The sequence below is a fragment of the Serratia sp. Ser99 genome, from assembly GCF_024519545.1.
Lineage (GTDB): Bacteria > Pseudomonadota > Gammaproteobacteria > Enterobacterales > Enterobacteriaceae > Serratia > Serratia liquefaciens.
The window spans coordinates 1-21,626 of the sequence record NZ_JALJRT010000002.1 but is presented as its reverse complement, the minus strand read 5'-3'; the positions used below and the strand labels follow the sequence as shown (position 1 = coordinate 21,626).

The 21,626-nt window shown below is 51.6% G+C and carries 17 protein-coding genes and 1 tRNA gene; 5 read left to right on the top strand and 13 right to left on the bottom strand.

The genetic code is table 11. The features are described from left to right. Positions 1-175: 175 nt before the first annotated feature. The 7 genes from oppF to NR114_RS04210 all read right to left on the bottom strand — a co-directional run bounded on the left by oppF (position 176) and on the right by NR114_RS04210 (position 8,891). Complete coding sequence (gene oppF / locus NR114_RS04240; RefSeq protein WP_020827182.1) at positions 176-1,177, bottom strand: murein tripeptide/oligopeptide ABC transporter ATP binding protein OppF; 1,002 nt, start codon at positions 1,175-1,177, stop codon at positions 176-178. Then, positions 1,174-2,190: an ABC transporter ATP-binding protein gene (locus NR114_RS04235; RefSeq protein WP_020827183.1), complete on the bottom strand. Its 1,017-nt coding sequence runs from the start codon at positions 2,188-2,190 to the stop codon at positions 1,174-1,176. Before NR114_RS04235 ends, oppF begins: the two co-directional genes overlap by 4 nt. Before the next feature lie 11 nt (positions 2,191-2,201). Continuing rightward, on the bottom strand, positions 2,202-3,110 hold the full coding sequence (gene oppC / locus NR114_RS04230) for an oligopeptide ABC transporter permease OppC (protein WP_020827184.1): 909 nt from the start codon (positions 3,108-3,110) through the stop codon (positions 2,202-2,204). Between the two features lie 14 nt (positions 3,111-3,124). Further along, positions 3,125-4,045, bottom strand: coding sequence for an oligopeptide ABC transporter permease OppB (gene oppB / locus NR114_RS04225; protein WP_020827185.1), 921 nt, complete (start codon positions 4,043-4,045; stop codon positions 3,125-3,127). Between the two features lie 83 nt (positions 4,046-4,128). After that, a complete protein-coding gene (gene oppA / locus NR114_RS04220) occupies positions 4,129-5,766 on the bottom strand; it encodes an oligopeptide ABC transporter substrate-binding protein OppA (RefSeq protein ID WP_020827186.1) in 1,638 nt (545 codons plus the stop codon). Positions 5,767-5,917: 151 nt separating this feature from the next. Continuing rightward, a complete protein-coding gene (locus tag NR114_RS04215) occupies positions 5,918-7,555 on the bottom strand; it encodes an ABC transporter substrate-binding protein (RefSeq protein WP_256813628.1) in 1,638 nt (545 codons plus the stop codon). Between the two features lie 691 nt (positions 7,556-8,246). After that, positions 8,247-8,891 (bottom strand): YchE family NAAT transporter, encoded by a 645-nt coding sequence (locus tag NR114_RS04210; RefSeq protein ID WP_020827188.1) that lies wholly within the window; start codon positions 8,889-8,891, stop codon positions 8,247-8,249. A 524-nt stretch (positions 8,892-9,415) separates the two neighbouring features. Here NR114_RS04210 and adhE point away from each other — a divergent pair. Continuing rightward, positions 9,416-12,088 carry a bifunctional acetaldehyde-CoA/alcohol dehydrogenase gene (gene adhE / locus NR114_RS04205; RefSeq protein ID WP_256813627.1) on the top strand — a complete coding sequence of 891 codons (2,673 nt, stop codon included), beginning with the start codon at positions 9,416-9,418 and terminating at the stop codon, positions 12,086-12,088. A 132-nt stretch (positions 12,089-12,220) separates the two neighbouring features. Here the strand turns inward: adhE and NR114_RS04200 are convergent, their stop codons facing one another. Then, the gene (locus tag NR114_RS04200; protein ID WP_020827190.1) at positions 12,221-12,805 is read right to left on the bottom strand and encodes a thymidine kinase; all 585 of its coding nucleotides are present in this window, start codon (positions 12,803-12,805) and stop codon (positions 12,221-12,223) included. Positions 12,806-13,504: 699 nt separating this feature from the next. Between NR114_RS04200 and hns the strand changes: the two genes are divergently transcribed. Continuing rightward, complete coding sequence (gene hns / locus NR114_RS04195) at positions 13,505-13,912, top strand: histone-like nucleoid-structuring protein H-NS (protein ID WP_006321188.1); 408 nt, start codon at positions 13,505-13,507, stop codon at positions 13,910-13,912. A 206-nt stretch (positions 13,913-14,118) separates the two neighbouring features. Here the strand turns inward: hns and NR114_RS04190 are convergent, their stop codons facing one another. The 5 genes from NR114_RS04190 to rssA all read right to left on the bottom strand — a co-directional run bounded on the left by NR114_RS04190 (position 14,119) and on the right by rssA (position 19,666). Next, on the bottom strand, positions 14,119-15,129 hold the full coding sequence (locus NR114_RS04190; RefSeq protein WP_149573157.1) for an NAD-dependent epimerase: 1,011 nt from the start codon (positions 15,127-15,129) through the stop codon (positions 14,119-14,121). A 9-nt stretch (positions 15,130-15,138) separates the two neighbouring features. Beyond that, on the bottom strand, positions 15,139-16,482 hold the full coding sequence (locus NR114_RS04185; RefSeq protein WP_197821031.1) for a UDP-glucose/GDP-mannose dehydrogenase family protein: 1,344 nt from the start codon (positions 16,480-16,482) through the stop codon (positions 15,139-15,141). A gap of 43 nt (positions 16,483-16,525) precedes the next feature. Then, positions 16,526-17,443: a UTP--glucose-1-phosphate uridylyltransferase GalU gene (gene galU / locus NR114_RS04180; RefSeq protein WP_116690337.1), complete on the bottom strand. Its 918-nt coding sequence runs from the start codon at positions 17,441-17,443 to the stop codon at positions 16,526-16,528. A 198-nt stretch (positions 17,444-17,641) separates the two neighbouring features. Next, positions 17,642-18,655, bottom strand: coding sequence for a two-component system response regulator RssB (gene rssB / locus NR114_RS04175; protein WP_041415428.1), 1,014 nt, complete (start codon positions 18,653-18,655; stop codon positions 17,642-17,644). Positions 18,656-18,760: 105 nt separating this feature from the next. Beyond that, positions 18,761-19,666 carry a patatin-like phospholipase RssA gene (gene rssA / locus NR114_RS04170; protein ID WP_020827195.1) on the bottom strand — a complete coding sequence of 302 codons (906 nt, stop codon included), beginning with the start codon at positions 19,664-19,666 and terminating at the stop codon, positions 18,761-18,763. 143 nt (positions 19,667-19,809) lie between these two features. Here rssA and NR114_RS04165 point away from each other — a divergent pair, with 143 nt between their 5' ends. From NR114_RS04165 to NR114_RS04155, 3 genes are all read left to right on the top strand, one after another. Beyond that, positions 19,810-20,274, top strand: a complete 465-nt coding sequence (locus NR114_RS04165; protein WP_046373374.1) for a YchJ family protein — start codon at positions 19,810-19,812, stop codon at positions 20,272-20,274. 110 nt (positions 20,275-20,384) lie between these two features. Beyond that, positions 20,385-21,233 carry a formyltetrahydrofolate deformylase gene (gene purU / locus NR114_RS04160; protein ID WP_020827197.1) on the top strand — a complete coding sequence of 283 codons (849 nt, stop codon included), beginning with the start codon at positions 20,385-20,387 and terminating at the stop codon, positions 21,231-21,233. A 158-nt stretch (positions 21,234-21,391) separates the two neighbouring features. Further along, positions 21,392-21,476, top strand: a tRNA-Tyr gene (locus NR114_RS04155). The last annotated feature ends 150 nt before the right edge of the window (positions 21,477-21,626 follow it).

Sequence of the window (21,626 nt, the reverse complement as noted above, 5' to 3'; positions counted from 1 at the left end):
TAGAATTACCCATTGAATTTTATTTATTATTTTAAATAAATACGATGAACTTCATTTTTAGCCGCGTGAGTTATTTGTGGTTTTTGTTGGTTTTACCTTGTGGCGGGAATGCCATAAAAAAAGGGTTCATGCAAACATGAACCCTTCAGGCAACAAAATGGAATGAAATGGCCGTTTACAGCGGATCGACCTTCAGACAGGACACGGCATGGCGGAAGCTGCCTTCCAGCAGCGGACGCGTCTTGGCACATTCCGGCCCGGCGATCGGGCAGCGGGTGCGGAACACGCAGCCAGATGGCGGGTTGATCGGCGAAGGCAGTTCCCCTTCCAGTAACTGGATCTGCTTTTCCTTCTCCTTGTCCGGATCTGGGATCGGCACCGCCGACATCAACGCCTTGGTGTAAGGATGCTGTGGATTGTGGTACACCTCATCATACGTACCCAGCTCCACCGCATGGCCCAGATACATCACCAACACACGGTCGGAGATGTGTTTGACCACCGCCAGATCGTGGGCGATAAAGATCAGTGACAGGCCCATTTCACGCTGCAGTTGCTGCAGCAGGTTCACCACCTGCGCCTGAATCGACACGTCTAACGCCGAGACCGGCTCATCGCAGATCACCAACTTAGGTTCGAGGATCAAGGCGCGTGCAATCCCGATACGTTGGCACTGACCGCCAGAGAACTCGTGCGGATAGCGGTTGATCAGGTTAGGCAACAGACCAACCTTCAGCATCATCGCCTTTACCTTGTCTTTCACTTCCTGACGCGGCATTTTTGGGTAATAGGTACGCAGCGGTTCCGCGATAATTTCACCGATGGTCATGCGTGGGTTCAGCGAAGCCAGTGGATCCTGGAAGATCATCTGGATATCACTGCGGGTTTTGCGCCAGTCGACGTCACTCATGCCAAGCAGGTCTTTCCCCAACCAGGCCACGCGGCCGCTGGTAGCCTTCACCAGGCCGATAATGGCGCGGGCGAACGTCGATTTGCCACAGCCGGACTCGCCCACCACGCCCAGGGTTTCGCCTTCGAACAGGCGCAGCGTCACGCCATCAACGGCCTTGAGCGTTTTTGGCGGCTGCCAGAACCACTGTTTGTCATCATGAATGTCGAAGTGCACTTTCAAATCGGCCACTTCGAGCAGCACTTTCTTGTCGGTTACCGCAGTCATACCAACGCCTCCACCGGTTTAAAGCAGGCGCGCAGGCGCCCTTCACCAAACTGCTCCAATGGCGGAGCGCTCGAACATTGCGCCATCGCGTACGCACAACGCGGTTGGAACGGACAGCCCTTCGGCAGGCGCAGCAGGTTCGGCGGGTTGCCGGGAATGGTCATCAGCGCTTCGCCTTCGGCGTCAAGACGCGGTACCGCATTCAGCAAACCAATGGAATAAGGATGGCTCGGGTGATAGAACACATCCCGTGCGCTACCGTATTCCATGGTACGCCCGGCATACATCACCAAGACCTTATTACAGATACCGGCCACAACGCCCAGGTCGTGGGTGATCATGATGATCGCGGTATTGAACTCGCGCTTCAGCTCGTTCAGCAGCGTCATGATCTGCGCCTGCACCGTCACATCCAATGCGGTGGTCGGCTCATCGGCAATCAGCAGCTTGGGCCGGCACAGCAGTGCCATGGCGATCATCACGCGCTGGCGCATGCCACCGGAAAACTCATGCGGGTACATGCGCATGCGCTTGCGCGCTTCCGGCATTTTGACCGCATCTAACATGCGAACCGACTCTTCGAAAGCTTCGCTTTTGCTCATGTTTTTATGCAGCATCAGCACTTCCATCAGCTGCTCACCAACGCGCATATAAGGGTTGAGCGAGGTCATCGGGTCTTGGAAAATCATCGAAATTTCTTCTGCCCGCAGCTTGTTGAGCTGTTTTTCCGGCAGGTTGAGGATTTCACGACCGTTAAATTTGGCCGAACCGCCAATGCGGCCATTGCTGGCCAGCAGTCCCATCAACGCGAAGGCGGTCTGGGATTTGCCGGAACCGGATTCGCCCACGATACCCAGCGTTTCACCGGCGCGCAGATCAAAATTCAGATCGTTCACTGCCGTCACGTCACCGTCCGGGGTGCCGAAGGTCACGCGCAGATCTTTTACATCCAGCAACAGCGACGACTTCACGCTGCCGGCGGTTTGCAACTGCGGATTTTCAATGGTGCTCATGATTGCACTCCTTAACGATCTTTCGGGTCGAGGGCGTCACGCAGGCCATCGCCGATAAAGTTGAAACAAAACAGAGTGACAACCAGGAAACCCGCCGGGAACAGCAGCAACCACGGTGAAACTTCCATCGAGTTGGCGCCATCGCTCAGCAATGCACCCCAGCTGCTTAACGGCTCTTGCGTACCCAGCCCCAGGAAGCTGAGGAAAGATTCGAACAAGATCATGCTCGGTACCAGCAGTGAGGCGTAAACCACCACCACACCCAGCACGTTCGGCACGATATGGCGCAGCACGATGTTGCGGCTCGAAACCCCACACACCAACGCTGCTTCGATAAATTCTTTACGCTTCAGGCTCAGAGTTTGGCCACGCACGATACGCGCCATATCCAGCCACGACACCATGCCGATAGCGACAAAGATCAGCAGGATATTCTGCCCGAAGAAGGTCACCAGCAGGATCACGAAGAACATGAACGGGAAGGAGTTGAGGATCTCCAGCAGACGCATCATCACCGAGTCGATTTTACCGCCCAGGTAACCCGACATTGCGCCGTACAGAGTGCCGACAATCACCGCCACCAGCGCAGCCGACACGCCAACCATCAGCGAGATACGCCCGCCAATTGCCACGCGCACCAGCAGATCGCGCCCCGACGAGTCCGTACCGAAGTAGTGAGCCGATTCGAGACTTGGCGCGGCCGACATCATCGCCCAATCGGTATCGTCGTAGGCAAACTGCGACAGCCACGGCGCCGCAATCACAAACAGAGTAATCAAAGCCAATACGAACAGGCTGCTGAGCGCCGCCCGGTTGTGCACAAAGCGGCGACGGGCATCCTGCCACAGGCTGCGTCCTTCCACTTCGAGCTTCTCGCTGAAGTTCTCCAGAGCCTCGCTGTTCTTTTTCGTCAACATCATTTGCGTGCTCCAGCTTAATAACGAATTTTTGGATCGATAACGGCGTACAGCACGTCCACGATCGCGTTAAACAGGATAGTCAGAGCGCCAACCAGAATGGTCAGACTCAATACCAAAGAGTAGTCGCGGTTAAGCGCGCCGTTAACAAACAGCTGGCCGATACCCGGCAGGCCGTAAATGGTTTCGATAACCATTGACCCCGTGATGATGCCGACAAACGCCGGACCCATATAGGAAAGCACGGGCAATAACGCAGGCTTTAACGCATGGCGCAATATAATGCGGCGCATAGGCAAACCCTTGGCGCGCGCGGTACGGATAAAGTTTGAATGCAGCACTTCAATCATCGAGCCACGCGTGATACGGGCGATACTGGCGATATAGGCCAACGACAGCGCCACCATTGGCAAGATGATAAATTTCGGTGCCCCGCCATTCCAGCCCCCACCCGGCAGCCATTTCAGCGTGATGGCAAAGATCAGTACCAGTAACGGCGCCACCACGAAACTGGGGATCACCACCCCGGTCATGGCAAAACCCATCACCGTATAGTCCCATTTGGTATTTTGATTCAGCGCAGCCACCACACCGGCGCTAACCCCCAGGATCACCGCCAGCAAAAATGCGGCCAGGCCCAGTTTGGCAGAGACCGGGAATGAAGCAGCCACCAGATCGTTGACCGAATAATCTTTATATTTGAATGAAGGGCCAAAATCGCCCTGCGACAGCTGGGCCAGATAATGGCCGTACTGTTTCCAGATAGGATCGTTCAAATGATATTTGGCTTCGATGTTGGCCATCACTTCCGGCGGCAACGCGCGTTCGCCGGTAAATGGACTGCCGGGCGCCAGGCGCATCATAAAGAAGGAGATGGTGATCAGAATAAATAGCGTCGGGATCGCTTCCAATAAGCGACGAAATATAAATTTAAGCATTGCCCTAACCCTGTGTTGCAGCCTGATAACGGCTTATTATTCACAACATGGGCCGGCGGTTAACACCGCCGGCACTTACCGTATCAATGCTTGATGATGTACAGGTTTTTATCGTACACGTTATCAAGCGGGTCTTTACCGGTGTAACCCCCAACATAAGGTTTCACCAGACGGGCATTCACGTAGTAATAAACCGGAACGATGGCAGAATCTTTATCCAGCTGAACTTCGGCTTTCTGATACAGCTCGGCACGTTCTTCTTTGGTTTTCGCCGTCAGCACATTGGCCATCAGCTTATCGAATTCGGCGCTCTTATAGTGCGGGGTGTTACTGCTGCTGTCAGACAGCATCATGTTCAGGAACGAGCTAGGTTCGTTGTAGTCTGCACACCAGCCGGCACGCGCAACGTCGTAGGTCCCCTGATGGCGGGTATCCAGGAAGGTTTTCCACTCCTGGTTCACCAACTTCACATCCACACCCAGGTTTTTCTTCCAGATGGAGGCTGCGGCAATCGCCAGCTTCTTATGCAGATCTGAAGTGTTGTACAACAGGGAGAAGGTCAGCGGTTTGCCTGGGCCATAGCCTGCATCGGCCAGCAGCTTTTTCGCCACTTCATTGCGTTTTTCTTGCGTCCAGCTGAACCACTCAGGCGGAGTCAGTTTGGCGCCGTCGGTGTATGGCGGTGTGAAGCTGTAAGCCGGCAGATCGCCCTGGTTTTTCACTTTATTGGTGATGATGTCGCGATCCAGACCCAATTTCAGCGCTTCACGCACGCGTGCGTCGGTAAATGGCGCTTTCTGGTTGTTGATTTCGTAGTAGTAGGTACACAGATAAGGATCTACGTGAACCTCTTTCGGGATCTCTTTTTTCAACTTCTGGAACAGTTCGATCGGCATGTTGTTATAGGTCATGTCGATTTCGCCGGTGCGGTAACGGTTAACGTCGGTCACTTCCGAAGAAATTGGCAGGAAGGTCACTTTGTTGATGATGGTTTTCGCGTTATCCCAATATTCCGGGTTACGTTCCAGCACAATACGTTCGTTAACCACCCAATCTTTCAGTTTGTAAGCGCCGTTGCTGACGTAGTTGGCCGGTAAGGTCCACTTCTCGCCAAACTTCTCGACGGCTTCTTTATATACGGGCTTCATCGCATAGTGCGGCGTCATTTCAACCAGGTATGGCACCGGCTCGGTCAGGGTCACCTGGAAGGTGTGGTCATCAATGGCTTTCACGCCCAGGGTAGACTTATCTTTCTTGCCGGCGATGACGTCATCCACGTTTTCTACGTGGGCATATTGCAGGTAGCTGGCATAAGGTGACGCGGTTTTCGGATCCACCACGCGCTGCCAGCTATACACGAAATCTTGCGCCGTGACCGGCTTGCCGTTCGACCATTTTGCGTCTTTACGCAGATGGAAGGTCCAGACTTTAAAATCTTTGTTATCCCAGCTTTCCGCTACGCCCGGGACAATGGAACCATCCAGGCCGTTGTTGGCCAGACCTTCCATCAGATCGCGCGTTACGTTGTTTTCAGGCACGCCTTCGATTTTATGCGGGTCGAGCGATTGCACTTCCGAACCGTTGTTCTTAACGATCTCTTGTTTGTCCGCCAGTTGCACGCCCGCCGGCACGTCGGCCGCAAAAGCACTTCCGGTTGCTGTGATACCCAGCGCGGCAATAATGCCGGCCGCAAGGATGGTTTTTTTCGTGATGTTGGTCATGTGTATACTCCAGTTTTTATTATCACAGGCTCATCGTGGAGCCTGCGTTGCCCGTGAGCGGACCTTGTTATACCGGCTGCCGCTGAACGAATACGGCAGGCGGCCTTCCCTGTATTACTCCACCGCTGATGGCGTGGCGTAATACCCCTCGTTACTGCTTGATGATGTACAGATTTTTCACATCGGTGTAATCCAGCGGATCTTTACCGGTAAAGCCCCCCACCGACGGTCTGATCAGGCGGGCGCTGACGCGGTAATACACCGGAATCAACGCCGAATCTTTATCTAACTGAGCTTCTGCCTGCTGATAAAGGGCGGCGCGTGCAGCCTCGTCCGGCGCTTTTAGCGTGCCGGCAATCAGGGCGTCAAACGCCGGGCTCTTGTAAAAAATGGTGTTGATGCTGCTGTTGGAAAGCACCAGATTGAGGAATGCGCTCGGCTCGTTATAGTCACCGCACCAGGTGGCACGCGCTATGTCGTACTGCCCCTGATGGCGGCTTTCAAGCGAGGTTTTCCATTCTTGATTGCGCAGTGTCACCTCAGCGCCGAGGTTTTTCTTCCACATCGAAGCGGCGGCGATGGCCTGCTGCTTATTTTGGTCGGAGGTGTTGTACAGCAGCGTGAACTTAAGCGGTTTGGCGGCGCTGAAACCGGCTTGCTCCAGCAGCTTCCTGGCCTCGGCATTGCGCTGTTCCTGGCTCCAACTCGCCCACGCCGGCGCGGTGAATTTGGCGCCCTCAGTAAAGGTTGGGGTGAAACTGAACGCCGGGATCTGACCCTGGCCCATGATTTTGTTGGCGATAATGTCGCGGTCCAGCGTAAGTTTCACGGCAGCGCGCACTCGCGGATCGGTAAAGGGCGCACGCTGGTTGTTAATCTCGTAATAAAAGGTGCACAGATAAGGGTTAACGTGCAGTTGCTCAGGGACCTCTTTCTTCATCTTCGCGAACAGGTTCGGCGGGATGGCGCTGTTGGTGATATCAATTTCACCACTGCGGAAGCGGTTAACGTCACTGACCTCGGAGGCGATCGGCAAGAACGTCGCCTTATCGATCACCGTTTTCTTGTTGTTCCAATAGCTCGGGCTGCGTTCAAGCACAATACGCTCATTCACCACCCACTCTTTCAGGCGATAGGCTCCATTGCCGACATAGTTCGCCGGCAGCGTCCATTTCTCGCCAAACTTCTCGATCACCGAACGTTTTACCGGCTTCAGCGAGGTGTGGCTCAGCATGCTAATGAAGTAAGGTACCGGTTCGCTCAGCGTGACCTGCAGCGTTTTATCATCGATGGCTTTAATACCCAGGCTTTGCGGCGTTTTCTTGCCGGTCAGGATGTCGTCGATATTTTCAATTTTGGCGTACTGCAGATAGCTGGCGTAAGGCGAGCCGGTTTTCGGATCGGCCAGGCGCTGCCAGCTATAAACGAAGTCCTGTGCGGTAACCGGGGAGCCGTCGCTCCACACCGCGTCCGGACGCAGGTGGAAAGTCCAGGTTTTGAAATCCTGATTTTCCCACTGGGCTGCCGCCGCCGGTACCACATGCCCATTGGCATCGGTGCTGACCAGCCCTTCCAACAGGTTAAGAATAATATTACTTTCCGGTATCCCCTCGACCTTATGCGGATCCAACGAAGCCACTTCCGTGCCGTTGTTAATTACGATGTTCTGCTGCTGAGCCAATTGCACTCCGGCCGGAACGTCGGCCGCCTGAGCAGAATATACGGCGCTGATACTCAGCAAGCCGGCAATGAACATAGCCAATGGAGTACGCTTTCGGGTTTGCTGCATGGTCGAGGCTCCTTTTCACCAACAAGCATTGCTTATCGATATTCGTGAAGTATTTATAAGAATTCTAAATAAACAGACACCAGCAAAAATCATTCCCACTTTGACGACGCAATCGCGTTAATTGCGCGTAGAAAGTTGCTCGGAAATTAGCAGAAGGCAAATTCCATAGCCAATAATTTTTACAGAAATGTTAAGCAATTCTCTTTTATTGCATCAAGCCCGATCTGTACCCCCCGGACGAGGGTGACAGTTACACAACATAACTAATTGATTTTAATCAGATAAAATAAAGCAAGCCTTATCCTGACGGCACGAAGCAAACTGGCAAAACAGACAAAGAAACATTCAGTTAACAAACCGACCGTTCAAAGAACAAACACCTGCTTATGTGCGGTTAATCACTAATAACACCTGGATGAAAGCGAGACAAGCCCTACAGAATGATGTGATTAAATTAACAGCGGATTTGATGTTAGGAGGCAGAAAAAGGGCAAAAACTGGGGAGGATAAGGGGTAAAAACAACGCTTAGCGTTTTTATTGAGCAACAAATTGAGATTTATGCCACATCCTGGTGCAAGTGAATAAAATTCATTCATATTGCGCACTATATTAATGCGAACCAATAATTGATTTTAATTTTTAAAATTAATTTGAGTCGCGAATCACCCTATTCACGACTCAGTCGCCGGATTACAACAGTCCCGGGAATATGGCCTTAATACCGGTAACGATAAATTCGATACCTAAAGCCATCAGCAACAAACCCATGATTCGGGTGATGACGTTAATGCCGGTTTGCCCCAATAAACGCACCAACAAAGGCGCAGCCCGGAACAACAGCCAACAGCAAAAGGCAAACAATGCGATAGCCAGAGTAAAGCCCAACAGGTTCTGCCAGCTATGGTAGCGGGAACTCCAAACGATGGTGGAGCTGATCGCACCCGGTCCGGCCATAAGCGGTAATGCCAGCGGCACGACGCCAATGCTTTCGCGGATCGCGCTTTCTGATTTTTCCTGTTTGTTCTGTTTGTCTTCCCCCAGTTTGCCGCTGATCATCGACATCGCAATGGTAACCACCAGGATGCCGCCGGCAATGCGGAAGGAATCGATTGAGATGCCGAACATGCGCAAAATCCCCTCCCCCAAAAATAGCGAGGTCCACAGGATAATGGCGACCGACAGATTGGCGGTCAGGTTGGTTTTATTGCGCCCGGCAGCTGCCTGGTAGCTGGTCATGCTGATAAATACCGGCAAAATGCCCACCGGGTTCACCAGCGCAAACAGGCCGACAAAAAATTTAATGTAGCCGGAAAAATCCAACAGAGATTGGCCCACAAATGACTCCGCTTTAATAGCTTTAAAAGTGACACTGCCTACGCGCGCTAATGTAATGGAATTGCCACGGGTTATCCATTGGTCATCAGCAGGATTTTTATCTATTAATGCGTGTACTGATAAAGCAAATCACCATTGTTAACGTAATGTACGGTTTATGATTTTTTATGTTGAAAAAAGTGCCTGACATCGCGGTTATTAAGAATGATTCTCAAAAACCATAGCTGAATGGTGTCAGCATGCGATTTTTTTGATTTAAATCACATAATCACTACCCAAGAGTAGTTAAGCTCTTAGTCGTAGTCAGGGAGTAGAACAGGTTAAGGAAAAAGTGGCATCTCTGTTCGGCCCGCTGTCTTCTCCTGCTGAAGCATCGGGTAAAGCTCTTTAAGCAAATCAGCAACATGCAGCACAAAAAGATGGGAAACCTTTGTTTTTAAAACAGCATTTTCCACCGATCTGTCTATACTAGTTGCTCGCACGGCTGATTTACTGAAAGAGTTTAACATTATCAGGAGAGCATTATGGCTGTAACAAATGTCGCTGAACTGAACGAGCTAGTTGCACGTGTCAAAAAAGCCCAGCGCGAATATGCCAACTTCACTCAAGAGCAAGTTGATAAAATTTTCCGCGCTGCTGCCCTCGCCGCTGCCGATGCCCGTATTCCTCTGGCTAAAATGGCCGTTGAAGAATCCGGTATGGGTATCGTTGAAGATAAAGTGATCAAGAACCACTTCGCATCAGAGTTTATCTATAACGCCTATAAAGATGAAAAAACCTGCGGTATCCTGTCTGAAGACGATACTTTCGGTACCATCACCATCGCCGAACCTATCGGCCTGATTTGCGGTATCGTACCCACCACCAACCCAACTTCCACGGCCATTTTCAAAGCGTTAATCAGCCTGAAAACCCGTAACGGTATCATTTTCTCTCCGCACCCACGTGCGAAAAACGCCACCAACAAAGCGGCCGATATCGTGCTGCAGGCAGCGATTGCCGCCGGTGCGCCAAAAGACATCGTCGGCTGGATCGATCAACCTACCGTTGAACTCTCCAACCAGCTGATGCACCACCCTGACATCAACCTGATCCTGGCCACCGGTGGCCCAGGCATGGTGAAAGCAGCCTACAGCTCCGGCAAACCGGCCATCGGCGTGGGTGCGGGTAATACCCCGGTAGTGGTTGACGAAACGGCGGATATCAAACGCGTCGTGGCCTCTATTCTGATGTCTAAAACCTTCGACAGCGGTGTGATTTGCGCCTCTGAGCAATCCGTCATCGTGGTTGACTCCATCTATGACGCAGTGCGCGAACGTTTCGCTTCCCATGGCGGCTACATGCTGCAGGGTAAAGAGCTGAAGGCCGTACAGGACATCATCCTGAAAAACGGTGGCCTCAATGCGGCTATCGTCGGTCAGTCAGCACCGAAAATCGCTGAAATGGCAGGCATCAAAGTCCCGGCAAGCACTAAAGTGCTGATCGGTGAAGTGAAGCTGGTCGATGAGTCAGAACCTTTCGCTCACGAAAAACTGTCGCCAACGCTGGCTATGTATCGCGCCAAAGACTTTGAAGACGCCGTCAGCAAAGCGGAAAAACTGGTCGCCATGGGCGGTATCGGTCACACCTCTTGTCTGTACACCGACCAGGATAACCAGCCGGAACGCGTAGCCTTCTTCGGCGACAAGATGAAAACCGCGCGTATCCTGATCAACACCCCTGCTTCTCAGGGTGGGATCGGTGACCTGTACAACTTCAAACTCGCTCCGTCTCTGACGCTGGGCTGCGGTTCATGGGGCGGTAACTCCATCTCTGAAAACGTCGGTCCAAAACACCTGATCAACAAGAAAACTGTAGCGAAGCGAGCAGAAAACATGTTGTGGCATAAACTTCCGAAATCAATCTACTTCCGCCGTGGCTCACTGCCAATCGCGCTGGAAGAAGTAGCGACCGACGGGGCAAAACGCGCCTTCATTGTGACCGACCGCTACCTGTTCAACAACGGCTATGCAGACCAGATCACCTCCGTTCTGAAATCGCACGGCATTGAAACAGAAGTATTCTTTGAAGTTGAAGCGGATCCAACGCTGTCCATCGTGCGTAAAGGCGCTGAACAGATGAACTCCTTCAAGCCAGACGTGATCATCGCGCTGGGCGGCGGTTCACCGATGGATGCTGCGAAGATCATGTGGGTGCTGTACGAACACCCTGAAACCCACTTCGAAGACCTGGCGCTGCGCTTTATGGATATCCGTAAACGCATCTACAAGTTCCCGAAAATGGGCGTGAAGGCAAAAATGATTGCCGTCACCACCACTTCAGGTACCGGTTCAGAAGTTACACCGTTTGCGGTAGTGACCGACGACGTAACCGGCCAGAAATACCCACTGGCAGATTACGCATTGACACCAGACATGGCGATCGTTGACGCCAACCTGGTCATGAACATGCCGAAATCCCTGTGCGCCTTCGGTGGCCTGGATGCGGTAACTCACGCGCTGGAAGCTTATGTTTCAGTCCTGGCGAACGAATACTCCGACGGTCAGGCGCTGCAAGCGTTGAAACTGCTGAAAGAGTATCTGCCGGCCAGCTATAAAGAAGGTGCCAAGAACCCGGTAGCCCGTGAGCGCGTGCACAATGCTGCGACCATCGCCGGTATCGCTTTCGCCAACGCCTTCCTCGGGGTTTGCCACTCAATGGCCCACAAACTGGGCTCCGAGTTCCATATCCCACACGGCTTGGCCAACGCCATGCTGATTTCCAACGTCATTCGCTATAACGCGAACGACAACCCGACCAAGCAAACGGCTTTCAGCCAGTACGACCGCCCACAAGCGCGTCGCCGCTACGCTGAAATCGCTGACCATCTCGGCCTGAGCGCACCGGGCGACCGTACCGCACAGAAAATCGAGAAGCTGCTGACCTGGCTGGACGAGATCAAGGCCGAACTGGGCATCCCGGCTTCAATCCGCGAAGCCGGCGTGCTGGAAGCCGATTTCCTGGCGAAAGTAGACAAACTGTCTGAAGACGCCTTTGACGACCAATGTACCGGTGCTAACCCACGTTATCCGCTGATTGCTGAACTCAAGCAAATCATGCTGGATACCTTCTACGGCCGTAAATTCAGCGAAGCGGTTGATGAAGAGGTTCTGGCCGCACCGGTTGTCGCCAAGACGGTAAAGAAGACCAAAAAATAACGGTTCATTGAATGAGCCAACAAAAAACCGCCGAAAGGCGGTTTTTTTATGCGACGAAATCATTGGTCAAGCCGCCATGTCTGTTCAATAGCCCCCAAACGCGCCAGAAGGTGCTCTGTAGCGCTCGGGCAATCATTCCAAGGCCTGTATAGCCTCTTTGTAATGCTTACGGCAGACGGAGACGTAGCTTTCGTTCCCGCCAATCACCACCTGTTCGCCAGCATGCATCGCCTGCCCGTTCTCATCGAGCCGCAGCACCATATTCGCCTTACGCCCGCAATGACAAATGGTTTTCAACTCCACCAGTTTGTCCGCCCAAGCCAGCAAATATTGACTGCCAATAAATAGTTCCCCCAGGAAATCAGTACGCAAACCGTAGCACAACACCGGAATATCCAACTGATCGACAACATCGCACAATTGCTCAACCTGCTGTTTGGTCAGGAACTGGCTTTCATCGAGCAGAACGCAATGTACAGGCTGCTGCTGATGTTCCTGGGCAATCATCGCAAATAGCATAGAGTCATTATTGTAGAGCTGTGCCTGGGAAGACAGGCCGATCCGCGAACTCACCTTACCCACGCCAAAACGGTGATCTATTTCGGCGGTAAACACCAGCGTACGCATACCACGTTCTTGATAATTATATGAAGATTGCAACAACGCAGTAGATTTCCCTGCATTCATAGCAGAGTAATAAAAATAAAGTTGAGCCATGGGCCAGCAACTCCAATGGTATAAGAAATATTCAGCGGTTGATTCAGAAGCCAAGTGTAACATAAGGCGCCCGTCGGCTCACACCTTCGGATTAATCAATACCGCGGACAAAGCAATACCAGACTTTCAAATGAAACTTTTCGGTCTGCTCCCGTTAAGCTTTTGCATCTATTTACAAGATGCTTTCTGCCTGTCGTCACATTTAATTACTACTAATGATTAGCGTCCGGCATTAATGGTTATGCCAATGAAGTGAAGCGCCCCACAACAGCGGGCTGACGCAAGATTATATCTATTAACACCACTTGGCCTCCATACCAGAGTATTTAATGACATAAAGCAGCCAAGGGTACAGTTCTTGACGTTACCTTTACTGATATACCCCTATTGTTTACAGTGTTGGCAGACAAATCGCGTGATTTAACCCACAGAATTCGGCGTAATATTGATATAAAACACAATTATAACTTAGCCATGAATGCCATTCTGGCATAGTAAACATACCGCCGCTGTTGAAAATTTGACTTAAAAATGGAGGTTGTAATACTTATCTCCCCCGCCTATATTAACCAGAGAGTTCCGATTAGGTCTTTTAAAGGTAAATTTGAGTGTTCCTTTCAATTTGGCTATTGCAGAAAAGAAAAGAGCACTCTATTATTATCCAGACGCCCCCCACCAATATAATTTGAGACTAGGACAATGAGCGAAGCATTAAAGATTTTGAACAACATCCGTACTCTACGCGCTCAGGCCAGAGAATGCAGCCTGGAAACGCTGGAAGAGATGCTTGAAAAACTGGAAGTTGTTGTGAACGAACGTCGCGAAGAAGACAGCCAGGCTCAAGCAGAAGTTGAAGAACGCACTCGTAAACTGCAACAATATCGTGAAATGCTGATTGCTGACGGTATTGATCCAAATGAACTGCTGCAAACTATGGCTGCAACTAAAGCCGCAGGTAAAGCTAAACGTGCAGCACGTCCGGCTAAATACCAATATAAAGACGAAAACGGCGAACTGAAAACCTGGACTGGCCAGGGCCGTACCCCAGCAGTGATTAAGAAAGCTATCGAAGAGCAAGGTAAATCTCTGGACGATTTCCTGCTGTAATAGCATTCCGTTGCATGTTAAAAAGGCTCCCTTGGGAGCCTTTTTGTTATGCTTATTTTTCAGATTTTTTAGAGCGCCAATCAGCCTTTACGTAATAATCCTAATGGATGACCCGGTTTATCCGTTGGCGAACGACCACGCCCCTCTCTTTTACAAGGCATAAAAAAAGGGGCCGGAGCCCCTTATAGCATTACCGCATCGCTCAATTACTGAGCTTTATAAAACGACTTATACCATTCAACAAAGCGTTTCACACCTTCTTCAACGCTGGTTTCCGGTTTAAATCCAATCACGCGATAAAGCTCGGCAGTATCGGCACTGGTATCCAACACGTCGCCTGGTTGCATAGGCAACATATTTTTACGCGCTTCAATCCCCAACGCCTGTTCCAGTGCACTGATATATTTCATCAGCTTCACCGGGCTGCTATTGCCGATATTATAAACATGGTATGGAGCAGAACTGGTCGCTGGCGATCCCTGCTCTACCGTCCAGTCAGCATTTGGCTGAGGAATAACCGCCTGCAAGCGGACAATAGACTCGGCAATATCGTCGATGTAGGTAAAGTCACGGTGCATCTCACCGTGGTTATATACATCGATACTGTCACCCGCCAATATGGCCTTGGTGAATTTGAACAGCGCCATATCTGGACGCCCCCACGGACCATAGACGGTAAAGAAACGCAGGCCGGTGGTTGGGAGACCATACAGGTGAGAATAGCTGTGCGACATCAACTCATTGGCTTTCTTGGTTGCCGCATACAATGATATCGGGTGGTCGACCGAATCTTCAGTCGCAAACGGCAGCTTTCGATTCAGACCATATACCGAGCTGGAAGAAGCATATAACAGATGCTCAACTTTATTGTGTCGGCAGCCTTCCAGCACGTTTAAATGCCCGATAAGATTTGCGTCCGCATACGCCAACGGATTCTCCAGCGAATAGCGCACGCCAGCTTGCGCGCCCAGATGGATCACTCGTTGGAATTGGTGCTCTGCGAATAACTGCGCCATCCCCTCTCGATCGGCCAAATCCAGCTTAATAAACTGGAACGCTGGCTTATCCGCCAGCAGATCAAGACGGGCCATTTTCAGGCCCACATCGTAATAATCATTCAGGTTATCGATACCGACAACCTGATGACCGGCGGCCAACAAACGCTCAGCAGTATGATAACCAATAAAACCTGCCGCGCCTGTAACCAGGAATTTCATAGGTATCCCTTAAATAACCGGCTGAATGGACGCACCGCGTCCAATCGCATAATAAGTGAAGCCTCGGCTTTCCAGGCGTTCTGGATCAAACAGGTTGCGACCATCAAAGATCACCGGTTGCTTCAGCGCGCCCTTAATCACATCGAAGTCCGGCGCACGGAAGTTCTGCCACTCAGTACAGATAACCAACGCGTCAGCGCCATGCAGCGCCGCTTCTTTGGTTCCTACCAGCTTCAGATCGTCACGTTGACCGTAAATACGTTGCACTTCATTCATCGCTTCAGGATCGTAAGCCTGAACGATAGCGCCCGCTTCCCACAGTTGTTCCATCAACACCCGGCTGGAGGCTTCGCGCATATCGTCGGTATTCGGTTTGAATGCCAAACCCCATAGCGCAAAGGTTTTGCCTTTCAGGTCTTCACCGAAATGCTGCTTGATAAATTTGGTCAGCTTATACTTCTGCTGATAGTTAACCTGCTCTACGGCCTGCAACAGTTTTGGCTGGTAGCCAATATGTTCCGCAGTGCGGATCAGCGCTTGAACGTCTTTCGGGAAACAGGAGCCGCCGTAGCCGCAGCCTGGATAGATAAAGTGATAACCAATACGGGAGTCTGAACCGATACCCTGGCGCACTTTCTCAATATCCGCACCCAGCATTTCGGCCAGGTTGGACATTTCGTTCATAAAGCTGATTTTGGTCGCCAGCATGCAGTTGGCGGCATATTTGGTCAACTCTGCACTGCGAATATCCATCATGATCATGCGATCGTGATTGCGGTTAAACGGCTCGTACAGTTCACGAATAGGCTCGATCACATCTTTGTTATCGGTGCCGATTACGATGCGCTCAGGACGCATGCAGTCTGCTACCGCTGCCCCTTCCTTCAGGAACTCGGGGTTAGAAACCACATCGAAAGGCACTTTACTGCCGCGCTTTTGCAAGGTTTCTTCCATAACCTGACGCACTTTGTCTGCGGTACCGACCGGCACGGTAGACTTGTCGACCACTACCTTGTGTTCAGTCATGTGCTCCGCGATGGTACGCGCAACGGCAGTCACATATTTCAGGTCGGCAGAGCCGTCCTCATCCGGTGGCGTACCTACAGCAATAAACTGGATAGATCCATGCGCAACCCCAGCCTTGGCATCGGTAGTAAAATGCAGACGACCGGCTTCATAGTTTTGTTGCACCAGCGGCGTTAAACCTGGCTCAAAAATAGGGATATTCCCTTTCTTCAGGTTTTCGACTTTGCATTCGTCTATATCAATGCACATAACGTCGTGACCGACCTCAGCCAACACCGCAGCCTGCACCAGGCCAACATAGCCAATACCAAAAACTGTCACTTTCATGTGAAAATCCTAGTTTTTCAAATTAAGGTGAAAGATAAAAAAATCACTGCTTATCCGCGGTCAGCAGCTGATTCAACCACTGAGTAAAATCTTTGCCCAGCCCAGGATGGCGCATGCCATATTCGACAAAGGCTTGCATATAGCCGAGCTTATTGCCGCAATCATGGCTGATCCCTTTCAGATGATAGGCTTCTACCGTTTCTTGCTGCATCAGCATTTCGATGCTGTCGGTAAGCTGGATTTCATTGCCAGCGCCCGGAGGGGTTTTCGACAGCAGTGGCCAAATGTCGGCGGAAAGCACATAGCGACCAACGATGGCCAGGTTTGAAGGCGCTTCGTCCGGAGAAGGCTTCTCGACGACGCTGACCATTGGCGCACTTTCGCCAGGCTGCAGTTCATAGCCTTTGCAGTCAGCCACGCCGTAATTACCAACATCTTTATGCGGAACCGGTTCAACCATGATCTGGCTGATGCCGGTTTGCTCAAACCGCTGCAGCATTTCGTGCAAGTTGTCTTTTTTAAGATCCGCGCTGTACTCATCAAGGATCACGTCAGGCAAAATCACGGCCACCGGCTCGTCACCCACCAACGGATAGGCACACATAATGGCATGCCCAAGCCCTTTGGCAACGCCCTGACGTACCTGCATCACGGTCACGCCCTTCGGACAAATGGATTGCACTTCGTCCAGCAACTGACGCTTAACGCGCTTTTCAAGCATCGCTTCCAATTCAAAGCTGGTATCGAAATGGTTTTCGATCGAATTCTTGGAGGAATGGGTAACCAGCACAATCTCGTTAATCCCCGCCGCAATACATTCGTTGACTACATATTGGATCAAGGGTTTGTCGACCAGCGGCAGCATTTCTTTTGGAATGGCTTTTGTCGCCGGTAACATCCGTGTTCCCAAGCCTGCAACCGGGATCACAGCCTTTCTGACTTTACGATTTACAGCAGGCATTATTTCCTCTCTTAATAGCGCTCATTTTATGAGCTTTATCTGCTATACAAAACCACCGGAGTATACCAGCTTATGTGTCTCTGACATTAATCGCAGCACGATATAGAAAAAAATTAAGACAATCACCTAATGGGTCACTTAAAGTGAAACCAAGTACGTCAAATAGCTAAATTTCAAATACTATAAGTCCCGGTAGGTTTATTCAGCACTCAGCATCAACCGCAGTCGCCCGCCAGAACCCCAAACCTGGCACTGCCAGGCGGCACAGTGTTGGCTGATCTGATTCATGTAGGTGGCACCCAGAGTGCCGAGCGGCACACCGTTGCTCAATTGAATTTGATTGTCACCGGTATTCACATTGGCATGCAAACCGGCGGAGACCAGAATCAGGTTTTTATATTCGGCGTGGTAATAACCCACCAGCAGTGGGAATTGCCCTTCCAACTTGCCTTGGCGTAATAATTGATTAACTTGCTTTAACAATGCGCTCATTTGCGGCAGCCTTTGACGCTGATTCGCTAAATGATCTTGCAGTAACCCATTAAATAAAGCTCGCAACAGTAGCGCCGCCAATACGCCATTATCCCCTGCACGCGTCACATCCAGACAATAGAAAGCCAGATCCTTATCCGACAGAGCCGCAATATCCAGTACCAGTCCGGGGTTTTCACCGGTGGTTAATTGCCGATAATTAATCCGGCAATGGGCAACGGTCTGCTGCACTGGAGGCTGTAACTGTTTGAGTAGCTTCACCGCTTCGGAGGGGTTTTTACTCAGCGCGTCCCAGTCCTGTAACAGCTCCACTTCTTCAATCGCCGGGGATGTGAACATGTTGGGATACAGACAGCCCAACACCGCTTCACGCAGGCGGTTCAGATCGGTCACCGGCTTTAACAGTACGTCCTGAACACCCAATCGGAGCATTTTGGCGATATCGGCCATTTTATCGGTCGCCGATATTACCAACACTGGAATTTGTACGCCCTGCAGGCGCAGATGTTCGACAAACTCTATCCCGTCCATTTCCGGCATCGCCAGATCGCACAGGATTAAATCCGGGTGAACGTCATCTACCAGACTCAAGGCCAGCAAACCATTGGGCGCCTCACTGGTTTCTGCTCCCAACGATTTCAAATAGCCAACAAGCACCGAACGAAAAACCAGTTCGTCCTCAACCACCAAAATGCGCTTGTGAGTCAATGGTAATGCCATCAGCCGTGCCTCTTCCCTTTCCATAGTGTAATAGTGGCTCAAAAAGGCCATTTATGCTTGCCGGAAATTTTTCCAACGGTGGAGTATTTCCCCGCAAACCGGTAGTTATTTGTTTTTTATCAACGGCAACAGCATATCGATCTGTTTTTCCACCGCCAGTTTTCCAGCGGCAATCGCCTCCTCGGCGCGATGGAAATCCAGCGTCGAAATCTGAGGGCAATAAGGCTGAATCAACACATCTGGCGGGTCGCCGGCCATGCGGTTACGTTTCAGGCGATTTTCCAGAACCTGGATCGACGTCCCCATGATTTCCATCGCCGTTGGGGTGAAATTGGGCTTTCTGGTCGTCATTTTGCTGATTCGTTCTCTTAAACGCCCTCGCCAGTTGCGCGCAGGAAGATCTTGCGGCGCCTCTACATCGTGATTGCGCACCGAGAATAGGTCCTGCTGCATTAAATGAGCATCATGCTGCAAATCGACGGCAATGACGATGTCGGCGCCCAATGCACGGGTCAATGAAATAGGCACAGGATTCACCACTGCGCCATCCACCAGCCAATAGCCATCAAACCAGACAGGTGCCAACAGGCCCGGCATGCTGCACGACGCACGCACCGCCTGATGAATATCGCCTTCCGTCAACCACAGCTCACGCCCGGTACTGAGATTGGTTGCCACAGCGCCGAATTTGAGTGAGCACTCGGCGATATCATCGATCTTCAGCAATTGTCCCACCGCGTTGAAAACCCGTTCACCGCGTAGCAGCCCGCCCCGTTGCCAGGACAAGTCCATCAATCGGATCACGTCCCAATAGCTGAACGAACGCACCCAGGTTTCCATGGCAGGTAAACGATGGCTGGCAAAAGCGGCCCCCACCAGGGCACCCACCGAGCAGCCGGCTACTATATCGACCTCAACGCCCAACTTCTTTAGCGCGTTGATCACGCCGATATGCGCCCACCCTTTCGCCGAACCCGCGCCCAATGCCAATCCAATCTTTATTTTTCGCATAGTTTCCGCCTTTTGCCCGGTGAATTGTATCAATGACGCTGTCAGCGTAGATTGTCACGATCGAATAATGTTAGGTAACATATGCGCTAAATTTCTTTCGGCATCGGCCCGTTCCTCAGGTTCCGGCCTTTTTAGGAGTCACCTTGTCCGAATTATGCCCCTGCGGCGGCGGAGTGGAGTATAGCGCATGCTGCGAGCCCTACATCAACGGTAGCCAAACGCCATCGACCCCCGGACAGTTAATGCGTTCGCGCTTTAGCGCTTACGTAAAACACAACGTGGATTATCTGATTGCTACCTGGCACCCCGACTGCCACGCGGCAGAATGGCGCAATGGCATCGTCGACAGTTTCAAAGACACCGAATGGCTCGGCCTGACGGTGGTGGAAGAAAAACCCGGCCATGAGGCCAGTGAAGGTTTTGTCGAGTTCATTGCCCGCTTCATCGACGGCAGCACCGGTGAGCAAAGGGCGATGCACGAACGCTCGCGCTTCCTTCAGCTTGGCCAACGCTGGTATTATATTGACGGAACCAAACCTCAGCCTGGCAGAAATGCCATTTGCCCATGCGGCTCAGGAAAAAAATATAAAAAGTGCTGCGGGCGTTAGCCGGCAGTCACCGTGCTCAAGAGATTTCAGGCGATGGCCTGAAAATGAAAGCGATAAAATTCTCGCCTGCGCAGACAGGACATACCGTATCAGACAGGATCCTCATCCCCATGCCACACCAAAATGTACAAAGAAAAGTTTTGCGCACCATTTGCCCGGATGCCAAAGGCCTGATCGCCAAGATCACCAATATTTGCTACAAGCATGAGCTCAACATTGTTCAGAACAACGAGTTCGTCGATCACCGCACCGGTCGTTTCTTTATGCGTACCGAGTTGGAAGGCATTTTCAACGACACCACGTTGTTGGCGGATCTCGACAGCGCGCTGCCGGCAGGCTCGGTTCGTGAACTGCATAACTCCGGCCGCCGCCGCATTGTCGTGCTGGTGACCAAAGAAGCACATTGCCTGGGCGACCTGCTGATGAAAAGCGCCTACGGTGGCCTGGACGTGGAGATCGCGGCAGTTATCGGCAACCACGATACGCTGCAAACGCTGGTAGAACGTTTCGACATCCCATTCCATCTGGTCAGCCATGAAGGCCTGACTCGCGATCAGCACGATCAGAAAATGATGGCCCAGATCGACCAATACCAACCGGACTACGTGGTACTGGCCAAATATATGCGCGTATTGACGCCAGCATTCGTACAGCACTACCCGAACCAGGTGATCAATATTCACCACTCCTTCCTGCCGGCCTTTATCGGCGCAAGGCCTTATCATCAGGCTTACGAGCGCGGCGTTAAAATCATCGGCGCCACGGCGCACTACGTTAACGATAATCTGGATGAAGGCCCGATCATCATGCAGGACGTGATCCACGTCGATCACACCTACTCTGCCGAAGATATGATGCGAGCCGGACGTGACGTTGAGAAAAACGCGCTTAGCCGTGCGCTTTATCACGTGTTGGCGCAGCGCGTATTTGTATACGGCAACCGGACGGTTATTCTGTAATTGCTCAATAAAGCGGTGCCTTTCGTTCAGGGATGCACCGCCAAGGGTAAAAAATCGGCAAACGATTCATTTTCTGCATTTCAATACTTTACACGCGCGCTTCATTTGATATGATGCGCCCCGCTTACCGAGACAGACGTTTCGCAAGCAAGGCCAGTGGTGGGGTTCCCGAGCGGCCAAAGGGAGCAGACTGTAAATCTGCCGTCACAGACTTCGAAGGTTCGAATCCTTCCCCCACCACCATCTTCTCTCTGCCAAGAGCGAAGACGCAGTAAGGAAACCGGCCAGGTTTCTTCCGGATAAAACCGGAACTACAATTTGTAAAGCCATGAATACCATGGTGGGGTTCCCGAGCGGCCAAAGGGAGCAGACTGTAAATCTGCCGTCACAGAC

Coding starts and splice junctions, on each gene's coding strand:
- oppF (WP_020827182.1), bottom strand. CDS start 1,177: ATGACTGCGGTAACCGACAAGAAAGTGCTGCTCGAAGTGGCCGATTTG.
- NR114_RS04235 (WP_020827183.1), bottom strand. CDS start 2,190: ATGAGCACCATTGAAAATCCGCAGTTGCAAACCGCCGGCAGCGTGAAG.
- oppC (WP_020827184.1), bottom strand. CDS start 3,110: ATGATGTTGACGAAAAAGAACAGCGAGGCTCTGGAGAACTTCAGCGAG.
- oppB (WP_020827185.1), bottom strand. CDS start 4,045: ATGCTTAAATTTATATTTCGTCGCTTATTGGAAGCGATCCCGACGCTA.
- oppA (WP_020827186.1), bottom strand. CDS start 5,766: ATGACCAACATCACGAAAAAAACCATCCTTGCGGCCGGCATTATTGCC.
- NR114_RS04215 (WP_256813628.1), bottom strand. CDS start 7,555: ATGCAGCAAACCCGAAAGCGTACTCCATTGGCTATGTTCATTGCCGGC.
- adhE (WP_256813627.1), top strand. CDS start 9,416: ATGGCTGTAACAAATGTCGCTGAACTGAACGAGCTAGTTGCACGTGTC.
- NR114_RS04200 (WP_020827190.1), bottom strand. CDS start 12,805: ATGGCTCAACTTTATTTTTATTACTCTGCTATGAATGCAGGGAAATCT.
- hns (WP_006321188.1), top strand. CDS start 13,505: ATGAGCGAAGCATTAAAGATTTTGAACAACATCCGTACTCTACGCGCT.
- NR114_RS04190 (WP_149573157.1), bottom strand. CDS start 15,129: ATGAAATTCCTGGTTACAGGCGCGGCAGGTTTTATTGGTTATCATACT.
- NR114_RS04185 (WP_197821031.1), bottom strand. CDS start 16,482: ATGAAAGTGACAGTTTTTGGTATTGGCTATGTTGGCCTGGTGCAGGCT.
- galU (WP_116690337.1), bottom strand. CDS start 17,443: ATGCCTGCTGTAAATCGTAAAGTCAGAAAGGCTGTGATCCCGGTTGCA.
- rssB (WP_041415428.1), bottom strand. CDS start 18,655: ATGGCATTACCATTGACTCACAAGCGCATTTTGGTGGTTGAGGACGAA.
- rssA (WP_020827195.1), bottom strand. CDS start 19,666: ATGCGAAAAATAAAGATTGGATTGGCATTGGGCGCGGGTTCGGCGAAA.
- purU (WP_020827197.1), top strand. CDS start 20,385: ATGCCACACCAAAATGTACAAAGAAAAGTTTTGCGCACCATTTGCCCG.